The organism is Bradyrhizobium sp. 197, assembly GCF_023073375.1.
Taxonomy (GTDB): Bacteria; Pseudomonadota; Alphaproteobacteria; order Rhizobiales; family Xanthobacteraceae; genus Bradyrhizobium.
On the sequence record NZ_JADPJJ010000079.1, the window covers coordinates 35,037 to 48,955 of the forward strand.

The 13,919-nt window shown below is 63.7% G+C and carries 12 protein-coding genes; 8 read left to right on the forward strand and 4 right to left on the reverse strand.

The features are described from left to right. The 4 genes from IVB27_RS18985 to IVB27_RS19000 all read right to left on the reverse strand — a co-directional run bounded on the left by IVB27_RS18985 (position 1) and on the right by IVB27_RS19000 (position 4,095). Positions 1 to 1,005 carry a zinc-dependent alcohol dehydrogenase family protein gene (locus IVB27_RS18985; protein WP_247444854.1) on the reverse strand — a complete coding sequence of 335 codons (1,005 nt, stop codon included), beginning with the start codon at positions 1,003 to 1,005 and terminating at the stop codon, positions 1 to 3. 7 nt (positions 1,006 to 1,012) lie between these two features. Continuing rightward, entirely contained in the window at positions 1,013 to 1,840 is an 828-nt protein-coding gene (locus IVB27_RS18990; RefSeq protein ID WP_247444855.1) for a carbohydrate ABC transporter permease, read from the reverse strand. A gap of 4 nt (positions 1,841 to 1,844) precedes the next feature. After that, entirely contained in the window at positions 1,845 to 2,684 is an 840-nt protein-coding gene (locus IVB27_RS18995; protein ID WP_247444856.1) for a carbohydrate ABC transporter permease, read from the reverse strand. Positions 2,685 to 2,793: 109 nt separating this feature from the next. Continuing rightward, positions 2,794 to 4,095: an ABC transporter substrate-binding protein gene (locus IVB27_RS19000; protein ID WP_247444857.1), complete on the reverse strand. Its 1,302-nt coding sequence runs from the start codon at positions 4,093 to 4,095 to the stop codon at positions 2,794 to 2,796. 198 nt (positions 4,096 to 4,293) lie between these two features. Between IVB27_RS19000 and IVB27_RS19005 the strand changes: the two genes are divergently transcribed. The 8 genes from IVB27_RS19005 (at position 4,294) to IVB27_RS19040 (ending at position 13,917) form a co-directional block, all read left to right on the forward strand. Then, positions 4,294 to 5,328 (forward strand): LacI family DNA-binding transcriptional regulator, encoded by a 1,035-nt coding sequence (locus IVB27_RS19005; RefSeq protein WP_247444858.1) that lies wholly within the window; start codon positions 4,294 to 4,296, stop codon positions 5,326 to 5,328. Positions 5,329 to 5,343: 15 nt separating this feature from the next. Continuing rightward, entirely contained in the window at positions 5,344 to 6,078 is a 735-nt protein-coding gene (locus IVB27_RS19010) for an SDR family NAD(P)-dependent oxidoreductase (protein ID WP_247444859.1), read from the forward strand. 318 nt (positions 6,079 to 6,396) lie between these two features. After that, entirely contained in the window at positions 6,397 to 7,647 is a 1,251-nt protein-coding gene (locus tag IVB27_RS19015) for an ABC transporter substrate-binding protein (RefSeq protein WP_247444860.1), read from the forward strand. 130 nt (positions 7,648 to 7,777) lie between these two features. After that, the gene (locus IVB27_RS19020) at positions 7,778 to 8,605 is read left to right on the forward strand and encodes a helix-turn-helix domain-containing protein (RefSeq protein ID WP_247444861.1); all 828 of its coding nucleotides are present in this window, start codon (positions 7,778 to 7,780) and stop codon (positions 8,603 to 8,605) included. Between the two features lie 200 nt (positions 8,606 to 8,805). Next, positions 8,806 to 9,816 (forward strand): branched-chain amino acid ABC transporter permease, encoded by a 1,011-nt coding sequence (locus IVB27_RS19025; protein WP_247444862.1) that lies wholly within the window; start codon positions 8,806 to 8,808, stop codon positions 9,814 to 9,816. A 1-nt stretch (position 9,817) separates the two neighbouring features. After that, on the forward strand, positions 9,818 to 10,939 hold the full coding sequence (locus IVB27_RS19030) for a branched-chain amino acid ABC transporter permease (RefSeq protein ID WP_247444863.1): 1,122 nt from the start codon (positions 9,818 to 9,820) through the stop codon (positions 10,937 to 10,939). Then, positions 10,932 to 11,714, forward strand: coding sequence for an ABC transporter ATP-binding protein (locus tag IVB27_RS19035; protein WP_247340943.1), 783 nt, complete (start codon positions 10,932 to 10,934; stop codon positions 11,712 to 11,714). The genes IVB27_RS19030 and IVB27_RS19035 overlap by 8 nt, the downstream gene beginning before the upstream one ends. Continuing rightward, the gene (locus tag IVB27_RS19040; protein ID WP_247444864.1) at positions 11,707 to 13,917 is read left to right on the forward strand and encodes an ABC transporter permease; all 2,211 of its coding nucleotides are present in this window, start codon (positions 11,707 to 11,709) and stop codon (positions 13,915 to 13,917) included. The genes IVB27_RS19035 and IVB27_RS19040 overlap by 8 nt, the downstream gene beginning before the upstream one ends. Positions 13,918 to 13,919: the final 2 nt, after the last annotated feature.

The following is a 13,919-nucleotide window of genomic DNA, read 5'->3' on the forward strand; positions in this document are numbered from 1 at the left end:
TTAATCCAGCGCCAGAACTGGTTTGATCAACTCGCCCTTGGCGAACCGCGCGAAATTCCCGGGCAGAGCCGACAGGCCGAACTCGCCATCGACGAGCACGCGGTACTCGTCCTTGTACTTGCGTAGCAACTCGACATTCGGCTCGAAGTCCGAGACCGGGAAATAGAAGGTCCGGATCATGTAAAAATCCTTGCGGCGGAACACCTTGCCTTCCTCGATAGTCCAGGGCGCGGCGTTCTCGCCGACCAACACCAGCGCGCCCCGCGGCAGCACGAGTTCGATCCCGAGGTTGCGCGCGGCATGCGCGCCGGAGCATTCCATGATGAGGGCAAAGCGTTTTGACGCATCGCCCACCGGATGCGCCTTCGCACCGAACGATTGCGCGATCTTCAGGCGCGCCGCGTTCGGATCGGCGACGTGGATGTCGTCGTAGCCGAGCGCACGGAGCGCCAGTACGACGCCGAGACCGACAGGCCCTGCTCCCATCACGAGAACCGGCCCCGCCTCGCCCGGCGGCACCACGCGGCTGACAAAGCGCACGGCGTGGCCAGACGTGCCGATGGTGTCGAGCAGGAGCGGCGCGAGGCTGTCCTCGATATCGTCGGGCACCGGAAGCAGGCAATTTTCCGGCACCGGCACATATTCGGCATAGCCGCCGGGCCTGTTCCAACCGATCAGGCTGGAGACTTCGAGGCACATCTGGGTATCGCCGCGCTTGCAGGCGGCACAGTGATCGCAATGCAAAGGAATATAGACGGCGCAACGGCGGCCATGCAGGCGGTGACCGGGCTGTTCGACGACGCCGAAAATCTCGTGGCCAGCGGTGAACTCGGCGCCCTTGTGCCAGAGCTTGAAGTCCGAACCGCACAGCGCGGTGCGCGAGACACGCACGAGGAGCTCGCCTGCCCCGACCTCAGGCATCGCCACCCGCTCGATGGTGATGCGGTCGTGGCCGTGGAAGACCGCCGCCTGCATGATCGAATTCGGTCGTGGTGACAAATTCATCAGATACCTAACCTTTCACCGCACCGAGCGTCAGCCCGGACACCAGCCACCGCTGAACCAGGGCGGCCAGCACCAGCGGCGGCAATGCGATCAACGTCGCCGCGGCCATGAGGGCGCCCCATTGCGTCGAGCCTTCGCCGATGAAGTTGAAGGCCGCCGCGATCAGCGTCTTGGTGTCACCATTCGAGAGCACCAGCGCAAACAGGAAGTAGTTCCACGAGAATACAAAGGCGAGGATCGCGGCGACGGCGACGCCGGATGCCACCAGCGGCAGCGCGATACGCCAAAGGATGCGCGTAACGCTGCATCCGTCGACCTGCGCCGCCTCGAAGATGCTGCGCGGGATACCATCGAACGACGGCAGCAGTACCCAGATCACGATCGGCAGCGTGATGACCGCGTGGCTGAGGATCAGCGCCGTGTACGATCCGATCATGCCGACCTGCCTGAACATGACGTACCACGGCAGCAGGAACAGCGTGCCGGGCGCCATGCGCGCCGCGAGCGTCAGGATCGCCGGCCACGTAATCCGCGTCCAGGACACGGCGAAAGCGGCGGGAATTCCGAACAGCAGCCCGAGCACAGTCGAGCCGACGGTGACGATGAGGCTGTTGAGGGCATAGCTCAGGAACGGCGTGGTCTTCGTCAGCTCGACATAGTTATCCAGCGTCGGCGTAAAGACCAACGTCGGCGGATAGGCCGTCACCTCGAACGATGGCTTGAACGAGGACAGCACCATCCAGACCGTGGGCGCCATGATGATGATTCCGGCCAGCACGAGCTGCACCAGATTGAGCCGGCGGATCCAGCGATCGGTGTTGACTGCGTCCGTCATGGTGTCACCATGCCACCGCGCCGCGAAGGCGGTTGAAGGCGAGCACGGCGCCGAACACGATCGCTGTCAGCGTCAGCATCAGCGCGCTGGCATAGCCGATGTTGAAGAATTCGAAGCCGACCCGGAATCCATAGATGTTGAGCGTGTTCGAGGCGTTGCCCGGGCCGCCCTGGGTGGTGATGTAGATGATGTCGAAGAAGCGCAGGAGATCGACGCTGCGCAGGATCGCCGCGGTGACGATCGTCGGCAGCAGCAGCGGCAGCGTGATGCGCTGGAACGTCTTGAATGGAGTTGCGCCGTCGATTTGCGCGGCTTCGTAGACGCTCGGTGGCAGGGATTGCAGGCCACCCAGCACGATCAAAGCGACATAAGGAGTCCACTGCCAGCTGTCGATCAGTGCGATGGTCGGAATGACCAGTGACGGCGATGCCAGCCAGTCGGATGGCGGCAGGCCTAACGACTGGAGGATATAGTTGGCCGCACCCAGCGAAGGATCGAGGATCACCAGCCACATCATGCCGGCCACCACCGGCGGCATCATGAACGGCGAGATGAATAGCGAGCGCACGATTCCGGGCAGGCGCTTGGCGTGGAACAGCACCAGCGCGAGCCAGACCCCGAAGACGAGTTGGAGCATCAGCGACAGCACGAACAGCGCAATGGTGATCCACAGCCCGTGCCAGAATTCGTAGTCGGAGATCAGCTTGGAGTAATTGGCGAGGCCGGCAAAGGATTGCTTGCCGGTCGAGGAGAAAGTCTGGAAGCCGAGCCAGATCGTATAGACGACCGGAAACGCGATCATCGCGACCGTGAAGATCACGGCCGGCGCCGAGAGGGCCGACATTTCCAGTCGCTGTCGGTCCCGCGTTATTGTCGCAGCCGCATCAGACATGCGTCCGTGTCCTTGATCGGTTGAGATTCCGGCCGGCACGAAGCCGACCGGCATCGGGCCGTTACTTCTGTGCGATCAGCGCGTCGAGCGCCTTGTCGGCGTCAGCACAAGCCTGGTCGATCGGCTTCTGCTTCAAGATGAGATCCTGCACGGCTTGGCCGATGAACTCGCGCGACTCGGGGTTGGCGACGATGGGATAGCCGACCTCGGAGGAGCCCTTGGTGGCGAGCACGTCGAGCGCGGCCTGCCATTCCTTGCGCACCGGTTCTTCGTCGATCCACTTGCGATATTCAGGATCCTTGGCGACGGACGGGCGCGGCGGAGCGATGCCCTGGAGCGCCATCTTCTTCTGCACCTCGGGGCTGGTCGCCCATTGCACGAAATACCAGGCTGCGTCCGGCTGCCTGCTGTGCGAGGACACTGCCATGCCCCAGCCGATCGTGGTTGGCACCTGCCCGGCCTCGCCCGCTGGGAACGGCAAGAGCCCCGTATCCTTGAGGCGCGCGCCGCCTTCCATCACCGTGCGCAACTCATTCGACGATTCAAACGCCATCGCAGCGCGGCCGCTGCGGTAGAGCGCGGAAATCTGCTGGAAGCTGTAGTTGACGACGCCGGGCGGTCCAAAGTCACGCAGCAACCGGCTATAGGTGTCGAGTGCCTCCTTGCCCTTGGCCGAGCAGAGGTTCGACTTGCCGGCGGCGATGTAGCTGCCGCCGACATTGTGCAGCACATTGCTGAAGGTGTAAGCGATCGCAGGCTTGAGGCCGCGCGAGACGAACGGCGTGACCGCGCTGTCGCAGGTCTTGATCTTCTCGGCCGCGGCCTCGACGTCCTTGATGGTTTTCGGCGCCTCGATGCCGCATTTCTTGAAGATGTCGGTGCGGTAATAGAAGATCGGACCTTCGATGTTCATGGGCATGCTGGTCAGCTTGCTGCCGAATGTCGCAGCCTTCAGGAGGGCCTGGCTCAGCCCGGCCGGGTCGTATTCCCTGGCGACATCGTTCTTGGCCATCGCGGTGAGATCCCCGTACCAACCGGCGGCGGCAAACTGTTCGCCTTCACGCGAGGGCAGCGTCATGAACACGTCGACCTCGTCGCTGTTCGCATTCATGACCGTGATCAGACGCTGGCGCATCTGCTGTTCCTGATAGCCGTCGACCTTTAGCGTCATGCCGGTCAGCTTTTCGAAATCGGCCTTGTAGGTCAGCAGCGCCTGCGAGACCGGATTGTTGTTGGCGAGAAAGGTGACCGTCTTGCCCTTGAATTTCATCCAGTCGAAATCGGCCGCGCGAGCCTGCGCACTGGCGGCGGCAATTGCGAGAACCGGCAATGCGACATGCGTCGCGAGCATCCTGGCCTTCATCGAACTCTCCTCCCGGTTGGCCCGCCTTACGCTGGCGGACCTTTTTGAACGCGATCTGTTTGAACATTGGCTGAAAACGGTTACATCCTAAGCATCACATCGGCCCTGTCAAGCGATGGACAAACTGCACAATCTAAGGCAGATTTACAATATCGCCGCTACCCAACGGCCGCCTGATGTCAATGTAACGTTACATTTATGAGACTGACGAACGCCAAATCTGTGAAGCAGGGCATCCGCGCCGTTGCGGCACGCGCCGGCGTCTCGACCGCGTCGGTCTCGCGCGTTCTCAACAATCCCGACGCGGTAAGTCCCTCTTTACGCGCGCGCATCACGCAGGCCATCGAGGCACTCGGCTACATCCCGCATGCGCCGGCGCGCATCCTGTCGTCGCGGCGCTCGCGCACGCTGGGCGCGATCGTGCCGACGATCGACAATACGATGTTCGCGCGCGGTATCGCCTCGCTTCAGCAGTATCTCTCCTCGGTTGGATACATGCTGTTTCTCACCACCAGCGGCTATGATCTCGATGTCGAATTACAGCAAGCGCGCAACCTGATCAGCCGCGGTGTCGATGGCCTCGTGCTTCGCGGCGACTGCCATCATGACGGGTTACGCAAGCTGCTCGCGGACAATGCAGTGCCCTTCATCAATGTCGGCATCTATCAGCCGGACCGGCCCTACCCCTGCGTCGGAACCGACAATGAAGCTGCCGCGCACCGCGCAGCCACGCATGTCATCGAACTCGGCCATCGCCGCATCGGAATCGTCTCGGCCCTCCAGCGCAACAACGACCGCGCCAGCGCCCGCGTTGCCGGCTTTCACCGCGCGCTCACGGAAAACGGCCTCGAACGCCCCCCGCAATGGCACGTCGAGGTGCCCTATACGCTGGACGACGCGCGCGAGGCGGCGCGCTATCTCCTCAATCTGAGTGATCGTCCAACGGCCGTGGTGTGCGGCAACGACGTTATCGCCTACGGCGTCCTGCTCGAGGCTGAACGCAGCGGTTTTTCGGTGCCGCGCGATCTATCAGTCGTCGGCTTCGACGACCTCGACTGGAGCCGCCATTTGCGACCTAGCTTGACCACGATCCATGTTCCGACCGGAGAGACCTGGCAGCGCGCAGGAGAATATCTGGTGCGCAGCCTCGCTGGCGAGCAAACCATCATGCATCGAGAGATCGATTTTTCGCTGGTAGTCCGCGAATCGACAGCTTCGCCTCCCAAATCCTGAAGTGAGATCCTTGCGATGAGCTCAAGCTTTTCTCTTGCCCCCGGCTTTCATGCCGTGGTGATCGGCGGGGCCGGCGACATCGGCGCCGCAATCAGCAACCAGTTTTGCGACCTCGGCGCAACGGTGACTGCAACAGGTGCCAACGAGACCGATCTTGCGCGCACCCTGCTGAAATCGCGTACCGGACTCACGCTCGCATCGCTCGACGTCACGAACGACGACGCTGTCACCTCTTTCTCCCGACAGCACGAGCGCGTCGACGCGCTGATCAACTGCGCCGGGATTCTCGCGCGCGACAAGGAATTCGAAATCGAGACCTTCATGAAGGTGCTCGACGTCAATCTCACCGGCACGTTCCGAACCTGCATGGCGTTCCGTCCGCTGCTCGCCGAGAGAGGAGGGTCGATCGTCAACATCGCCTCGATGAATGCCACGCTGGCGCTGCCGCGGATTCCCGCCTACTGCGCCAGCAAGGGCGGCGTCGTGATGCTGACCAAGGCGCTCGCTTTGAAATGGGCCGAGGAAGGCATCCGCGTCAATGCCGTGGCGCCCGGCTATATCGAAACAGCGATCAACGCGGCCGGCCGCACCGATCTCGCACATTATCAGCGCATCGCCGACCGCACCGCGTTCAAGCGCTGGGGGCAACCGGAAGACATTGCAGGCGCCGTTGCCTTCCTCTGCATGCCGGCCTCGCAATACGCGACCGGAACGGTTGTCGCCGTAGACGGCGGTTTCTTGGCGGGATGATTGACCCGACGCTCCCGGCCATAAGGGCTTCGCATTAGCCAGCTGGGAGCTGACGCATCCAAGCCTGCAACAAGCACGCTGCTCGTTCATCTCTTTGCCGAAGACATGCGCGAGAGTGCACCGCAGAACGATTTGCGCCGCAACATTCAAAATGAGACTGGCCGTTAAGCCGCGCACGGCTCCGACACGTGCGCTGCATCCGAGTTCGGTTAGCTTCCATTTCAAGAACCGCCAACCCTTGCCAAAACGCCGCACCTCGCGGCGGACGCGCGAGGGTGCGGTAAAAAATTGCGATAAGAACGCCCAGGGAGGGGAGCAATGTTGAAAAGCAGTCTAGGACTGATCGCGTTGAGCAGCCTGTTACTTTCGGGCACCGCCTTCGCACAGGCGAAGATCAAGGTCGGCGTCACCGCGACGCTCGAAGGCACCTACACCGTGCTCGGCGAGGACGGCATCCGTGGCTTCCAGACGGCCCTCAACGTGCTCGGCAAGAAGGTCGGCGACAAGGAGCTCGAATTCGTCGTCGCCTCGACCGACGCGACGCCCGACTCCGCAGTCCGGGCCGTACGAAAACTGATCGAGCAGGACAAGGTGCAGATTCTGCTGTCGCCGCTGTCCGGAGACGAAGGCATCGCGGTCAAGAATTTTGCAAAGACCCATCCAGAGCTGACCTTCATCAACGCCGCCTCCGGTGCCCAGGAAACGACCTATGTCGATCCGGCTCCGAATTTCTTCCGCTACAACATGGACGGCGCGCAGTGGCAGGTCGGCCTCGGAAAATACGCCTTTGAGGAAAAGAAGTATCGCAAGATCGCCACCGTCGGCGAAGACTACTCCTTCATCTACACCCAGGTATTCGGCCTCGTACTCGAATTCTGCGGTGCCGGCGGACAGGTCACCAACCGGCAATGGGTGCCGCTTGGCACCAAGGACTTTGCCTCGGTCATCGCCGCGCTGCCCGACGACGTCGACGCGATCTATCTCGGCCTCGGCGGCGCCGACGCCGTCAACTTTCTCAATCAGTACCAGCAGGCCGGGGGCAAGGCGCATCTGATGGGCGGCTCGATCATGATCGACCAGACCATCCTGTCGTCCAAGGGCAACGCCAAGAACGCGCTGGTCGGCACACTGGCCGCGAGCGGCCAGGCCGACACCTGGGAAAACCCCGGTTGGCAGAAGTTCGTGAAGGACTATCAGGACGCCTTCCCGCCCAACAAGCGCTTCCCGAGCCCCTCGCTGCTCGCCACCAACTATTACGGCTCGACCATGGCGCTGATCCTGGCGCTGCGTCAGGTCAACGGTGATCTCTCCAACAACCAGGCCAAGTACAAGGAAGCGCTCGCCAAGATCGAACTCGACGCCCCCAACGGCAAGATCAAGCTGGACTCCAACCGCCAGGCGATCGGCACCAATTTCGTCACCGAGGTCGTCGACGACGGAAAGGGCGCGCTGTTTTCAAAGGTCGTGAAGGTGATTCCGAACGTCAACCAGACGCTCGGCTACGATCCCGCGGTGTTCGCCAAGATCGGTTTGCCCAGCCGTACAGTACCGGAATGTAAGAAGTACTGACGTAGTCTCGTTCGCGAGCGATGGCGGACTTGGGAGAGATTTGCAAGGCGCGGACTTCGTGCGCCCTTGCATTCTCTCCCCGGTTGTTGAACGCTACCAAAAAACGACAAGAGCTTTTGGGAGGGAAGGCATGAGCCGGGCGCTCGCCGTCTTCCACGGCCGCTTTGGCCGGGCGACGGTCTATCAGTTGAACCGCCCTTTCAACATCCACGCACATCGCGAAGGTCATCTGATCTTCCATGTCGGGGGACGTCCCGCTTGCATCGATGTCAGCGAGGGACATTACGAACTCACCGAAGGTTCTGTCGTCGCGGTCAATCCATGGGAGCCGCATAATTTCCTGCCATCCGATCTGGAAGGCGGCGCCGTTTTCTTCGTACTCTATGTCAATGCGGAGTGGTTTGCGCCCGATGCGCCCGGCGCCGACCGCCTGCGCTTCGGCCGTACCCAGTTCACGCGGTCGGTTGCGCTGGACAAGCAGATCAGGCACGCAGCCGCCCTCGTGTGCGGCGCACCCTCGCTCAACAGCCTCGATGGCGAGCTGAGAGGTCTGATCGATATCTGTTACGACGAAAGCTGGCAGCAGGCCGCGACCGCGCGTGATCCGCGCGCAAACGGCTCCGTCACAGATTTTCGCGTGCGCAAGTGCATCAAGATGATGTCGGAAAGTCCCGGCGCCGAGATCGAGCTCGACACTATCGCGCGCGAATCCGGCCTGTCGCGGCCGCATTTCTATCGGCTATTCCGCACCCAGACCGGCGTCACCCCACACCTCTATCTCAACACGCTGATGATGGAGCAGGCGCTGGAGGCGCTGGTGGCGAGCGAAGCGCCGATCGCCGATATCGGCTTCGACCTCGGCTTCTCGTCGCAGAGCGGATTCACCCGCTTCTTCGCCGCCAATGTCGGCATGGCGCCGACCGATTATCGCCGCGCGGCCAAGGTTTTGCGCACCTGACGGCACGCGAAAAGATACTCACGATCAAGTGCCTCCCTTATGGCCGCATTAGGATGCGCCAAACGCGGTCCCGAAAAGAGGATCGCACTCGATAGGGAGCGCACGTTCATGGCAGGGCTTGCGGCCGGCAACGGTCTGCGTGCCCCTTCGCCCCGCTTGCGGGGTGAGAGTTGGGGTGACGTGAAGACGGAGCGGCGATCATGACCCGCTTTGTCGAACGCCATCCCGCCTGGGCACTGATTGTCATCATCGCGATCGCGGTGGCGCTTTGGCTGATTTTCGCGGTGTGGCCGCAGGGCCTTGAAGAGGCGATCGGCCGCAAGCGCGTCTTCCTCAACGCCGTCTTCAACGGCATCACGCTCGGCGGGCTCTACTTCCTGGTCGCCAGCGGTTTTACGCTGATTTTCGGCCTGATGCGCAACGTCAACCTCGCGCACGGCTCGCTCTATTTGTTCGGCGGCTATGTCGGCTACGCCATCAGCGCCTCGACCGGCTCATGGGTTCTCAGCTTCATCGTCGCCTTCATCCTGACGGCACTGGTCGGCGTCCTGCTTCAGGTCCTCGTCTTCCGCCGCATGGAGGGCCAGGACCTGCGCCAGACCATGGTGACGATCGGCCTTTCGATCGTGTTCGCCGATTTGATGCTGTGGGCCTGCGGCGGCGATTTCTATCAGATTCAGACCCCGAACTGGCTGATCGGACCTGTGGAGCTGCCGCTGGTCACCGCGATCAAATCATCAGGCGAGCCGGTCTATCTGCGCTATCCCTTGGTCCGGCTCGTGATCTTCGCCGCCTCCGTCGTGATCGGCGTGGCGATGTGGCTGGCGCTCAACCGCACGCGCATCGGCATGATCATCCGCGCCGGCGTTGACGATCGCGACATCCTGGCTGCGACCGGAGTGCGGATCCAGCTCGTCTTCGTGGTGGTGTTCGCACTCGGCGCCGGGCTCGCCGGCATCGCCGGCGTCGTCGGCGGGACTTTCCAGTCGCTCTCGCCCGGCGAGGATATCCGCTTCCTGCTCGCCTCCCTCGTTGTCGTGATCGTCGGTGGCATGGGCTCGATCCCGGGAGCCGCGCTGGGCGCGCTCATCATCGGCCTCGCCGAGCAGCTCGGCTCGGTCTACATCCCGACCTACGCTATCGTCGTGACCTTCCTGATCATGGTGCTGGTGCTGGCAATTCGGCCGCAGGGCCTGTTGGCGAGGCGCTGACATGTCCCTCGCTCACGACGCCCACGTCACGGTTCGTCCCACGGCTGCGGTTCAGGACTCCAAATTGCGCGGATGGCCGGAGATCGACAATCCAGCGGCCTGGATCGTCGCGGCCATTCTCCTGATCATGCCGCTGATCGCCAACGGCTTCTTCCTGATCGAGATCTTCGCGACCGCGCTGATTCTCGGAATCATGGCGCTGAGTCTGATGTTTCTTGCCGGCTATGGCGGCATGGTCAGCCTGATGCAGCTCACCATCGCGGGTTTCTCCGCCTATATGGTCGCGGTGTTCGGCGTCAGCGGCAACGCCAATATCAGCTTGGGCTGGCCGTGGTGGCTCGCGGTTCCGATGGCACTCGCGCTGGCGACCATCTTCGGCACGCTTGGCGGCGCGCTGGCCGTGCGCACTGAAGGCATCTACACCATCATGATCACGCTCGCGATCGGCGCGGCGTTCTATTATTTCACCAACCAGAACTGGGCGATCTTCAACGGTCATACCGGCATCAACACCGTTGCCACGCCGCATTTCTGGGGCGTCAACTGGCGCGCCGACATTCCCTACTACTATATTGTGCTCGCGGTAGCCGCACTCTGCTACTTCGCCGTCGACTACATCTCTCGCGCCCCGTTCGGCCTGGCGCTGCAAGGCGTGCGCGACAATCCCCGCCGCATGGCGGCACTCGGCTTCCACGTCAATGCGCACCGCGTCGCGGCTTACGCCTTCGCGTCCTTTGTCGCGGCGCTGGCCGGGGTGCTCCAAGTCTGGAATTACGGACAGATCTCGCCGGGATCCGTGAGCGTTGCAGCCTGCATCGATATCCTCATCATCGCAGTGGTCGGCGGCATCACGCGGCCCATCGGGCCCTTTATCGGCGCGCTGATCTTCGTGCTGCTGCGCACCTTCGCACTCGACTTCCTGGTCAAGCTGGGGCTCGACGGCAACCGCTTCCGGCTCCTGATCGGCCTTGGCTTCCTCGCCATCGTGTTCTGGTCCTCGGACGGCGTCATCGGGCTCTGGCAGAACTGGCGGCAGCGCCAACGTTCCGGCGCCGCCAGTTCAAGCGGACGACGTGGCCGAGGATCTGGCCAAGGATCTGGCCAAGGATCCAGCCATGGATAGCGTCGCGCAACGCCTCTCTGCCGTCGGTGCCGGCGCAGCGCTGGAGCTTCGCGGCGTGACGCGCATGTTCGGCGCGCTCGCGGCGCTCACCGACGTCACCATTACCGTCCGCCCCGGCGAACGGCGCGCCGTGCTCGGCTCCAACGGCGCCGGCAAGACCACGCTGTTCAACTGCATCACCGGCGACTTCCCGCCTTCTTCCGGCACCATCCGCTTCTTCGGCGAGGACGTCACGCAGTTCCCGCCCTATGAGCGAATCCGCCGCGGCCTGCGCCGGACTTACCAGATCTCCGCGCTGTTCCCCGGCCTCACCGTCCAGGACAATGTCTATCTCGCTTGCCGCGGCGTCTCACGGGGGCGTTTCTCGTTTCTCCGCCCCGGCCAGAACGACGCGCTGATGCACGCGGCCGAAAATCTCGTGCAGGCCGTCCATCTCATGGGCGTGAAGGATCAGCACGTTGCCGAGCTCGCACATGGCCAGCAGCGCCAGCTCGAGATCGCACTGGCGCTTGCCGGCGCGCCTCGCTTCGTCCTGTTCGATGAACCGGCCGCAGGACTGTCGCCGACCGAGCGTGCCGAGCTGATCGAGATATTGACCTCGCTGCCGGCGCATATCGGCTACATCATCATCGAGCACGACATGGACGTGGCCCTGCGCGTCGTCGAGAGCGTCACGATGATGCACAACGGGCGCATCTTCAAGGAAGGCCGTCCGCAGGAGATCGAGTCCGATCCCGAGGTGCAGGAGCTTTACCTCGGAGGCGGCCATGAGTGAGGCCCGCCGATCCGCAGCCGCGCTCGAAGTCCGCGGCCTGGACGTCTACTACGGCCATTCGCATGCGCTGCAGGGCGTGGACCTGACGCTCGAGGCCGGCGTGTTCTCGGTCGTCGGCCGCAACGGCATGGGCAAGACCACTCTGTGCAAGGCCATCATGGGGCTGGCGCCGGTCAGCGGCGGCTCGATCCGCGTCCGCGGCGATGACATTACCCGGCGGCCGCCCGCCCACATAGCCCGACTCGGCGTCGGCTACGTCCCGCAAGGACGGCGGCTGTGGCGTTCGCTCAGCGTCGACGAGCATCTGCAGCTTGCTGCAGGCTTGCGCCGCGGCGCCTGGACGGTCGAGCGCATCTACGAGACATTTCCGCGATTGGCCGAGCGCAAGAGTCACGGCGGCGGCCAGCTCTCCGGCGGCGAGCAACAGATGCTCGCGATCTCGCGCGCATTGCTCACCAACCCGCGGCTCCTGATCATGGACGAGCCGACCGAGGGGCTTGCGCCTGTTATCGTCGCCCAGGTCGAGGAGATGCTGCTACAGCTTGGCGAGGACGGCGACATGTCCGTCCTCGTGATCGAGCAGAATATTGGCGTGGCGACCGCCGTGTCGCGCAACGTCGCCATCATGGTCAACGGTCGCGTCAACCGCATCATCGATTCGGCGCGGCTGGCCGCCGACCGCGAACTGCAGCAGCGCCTGCTCGGCGTCGGATTGCACGCCGAGCTCGAGCTCGACCTCGACTTGCCCGCGGGTACGGAGGCGAAGCCTGCCCCGCGGCAAGCGCGCCCAGGCGGCGCGATCCGCATCTACATGTCGAACCCGACGCCGCCGACGCGCTGGTCGCAGCCGGTGCCGATCGCTCGCATCGAGGCCGCCGCCCGTACGTTCTCGGCACAGGCGATGCGTCTCGACGAGACGGCACGGCGCAGGCGCGAACCGGTCGCGGCGCAAACGCAGGGCCACCCGGTCGTGCTCGTCGTCGGTACGCTCGACACCAAGGGCACGGAGCTCCGCTTCATCCGCGACATCATCACCGGAGCCGGTCTGCGCACGCGATTGGTCGATGTCTCCACCAGCGGCAGGCACGCGGCCAGCGACGTCTCCGCTCAGGAGATCGCCTTGAACCACGGTCGGGGCGGATCGGCGGTGTTCGGACCCGACCGCGGCGCCGCCGTCACCGCGATGGCCGAGGCGTTCGCCAGCTGGCTGCGGCGCCAGAGCAATGTTGCCGGCGTGATTTCGGCGGGCGGCTCGGGCGCGGCCTCACTGGTCGCACCGGGTATGCGGACCCTTCCTGTCGGGGTGCCGAAGCTGATCATCTCGTCCGTCGCCTCCGGCGACGTCGGGCCCTATGTCGGCGCCGCGGACATCACCATGATGCATTCGGTCGCCGACGTGCAGGGCCTCAACTCGATCTCGCGCGCCGTGCTCGCCAATGGCGCCAACGCGCTGGCGGGCATGGTCAAGGCGCGCCTCGAACAGCATGCACGCAAGGATCGCGGCGACAGCGGATTGCCGTCGGTCGGCATCACCATGTTCGGTGTCACGACGCCGGCGGTACAGAAGATCGCGGCCGACCTAGGCGAGGATTTCGAGTGCATCGTCTTCCACGCCACCGGCGTTGGCGGCCGCTCAATGGAGAAGCTCGTCGATTCCGGACAGCTCGCAGGCGTCATAGACCTCACGACCACGGAGGTCGGCGATCTCCTAATGGGCGGCGTGTTCCCGGCAACCGACGACCGCTTTGGCGCCATCATCCGCGGCCGGGTGCCTTTCATCGGCTCGGTAGGCGCACTGGACATGGTGAATTTCGGTGCCCCCGAGACCATCCCGGAGCGCTACCGCGGCAGGAAATTCCACGTCCACAACCCGCAGGTCACCCTGATGCGGACCACGGCGGAGGAGAACGAGCGCATGGGGCAATGGGTCGCCGATCGGCTCAACCGGATGGACGGCCCGGTGCGCTTCTTCCTGCCCGAGGGCGGCGTCTCCGCGCTCGACGCGCGAGGACAGCCATTCTGGGATCCGGACGCCGATGCGGCGCTGTTCCGCGCGCTGGAGCGGAACGTGCGGCAGACCGCCAACCGTCAGCTCATCCGCGTCCCCAAGAACATCAACGATCGCGAGTTCGCCTCCACCATTGTCGGCGCGTTCCGAACATTGTTCGGCCGCACCGGGGCGCGCCGGAGACTAGCGAGGTGACC

Coding starts and splice junctions, on each gene's coding strand:
- IVB27_RS18985 (WP_247444854.1), bottom strand. CDS start 1,005: ATGAATTTGTCACCACGACCGAATTCGATCATGCAGGCGGCGGTCTTC.
- IVB27_RS18990 (WP_247444855.1), bottom strand. CDS start 1,840: ATGACGGACGCAGTCAACACCGATCGCTGGATCCGCCGGCTCAATCTG.
- IVB27_RS18995 (WP_247444856.1), bottom strand. CDS start 2,684: ATGTCGGCCCTCTCGGCGCCGGCCGTGATCTTCACGGTCGCGATGATC.
- IVB27_RS19000 (WP_247444857.1), bottom strand. CDS start 4,095: ATGAAGGCCAGGATGCTCGCGACGCATGTCGCATTGCCGGTTCTCGCA.
- IVB27_RS19005 (WP_247444858.1), top strand. CDS start 4,294: ATGAGACTGACGAACGCCAAATCTGTGAAGCAGGGCATCCGCGCCGTT.
- IVB27_RS19010 (WP_247444859.1), top strand. CDS start 5,344: ATGAGCTCAAGCTTTTCTCTTGCCCCCGGCTTTCATGCCGTGGTGATC.
- IVB27_RS19015 (WP_247444860.1), top strand. CDS start 6,397: ATGTTGAAAAGCAGTCTAGGACTGATCGCGTTGAGCAGCCTGTTACTT.
- IVB27_RS19020 (WP_247444861.1), top strand. CDS start 7,778: ATGAGCCGGGCGCTCGCCGTCTTCCACGGCCGCTTTGGCCGGGCGACG.
- IVB27_RS19025 (WP_247444862.1), top strand. CDS start 8,806: ATGACCCGCTTTGTCGAACGCCATCCCGCCTGGGCACTGATTGTCATC.
- IVB27_RS19030 (WP_247444863.1), top strand. CDS start 9,818: ATGTCCCTCGCTCACGACGCCCACGTCACGGTTCGTCCCACGGCTGCG.
- IVB27_RS19035 (WP_247340943.1), top strand. CDS start 10,932: ATGGATAGCGTCGCGCAACGCCTCTCTGCCGTCGGTGCCGGCGCAGCG.
- IVB27_RS19040 (WP_247444864.1), top strand. CDS start 11,707: ATGAGTGAGGCCCGCCGATCCGCAGCCGCGCTCGAAGTCCGCGGCCTG.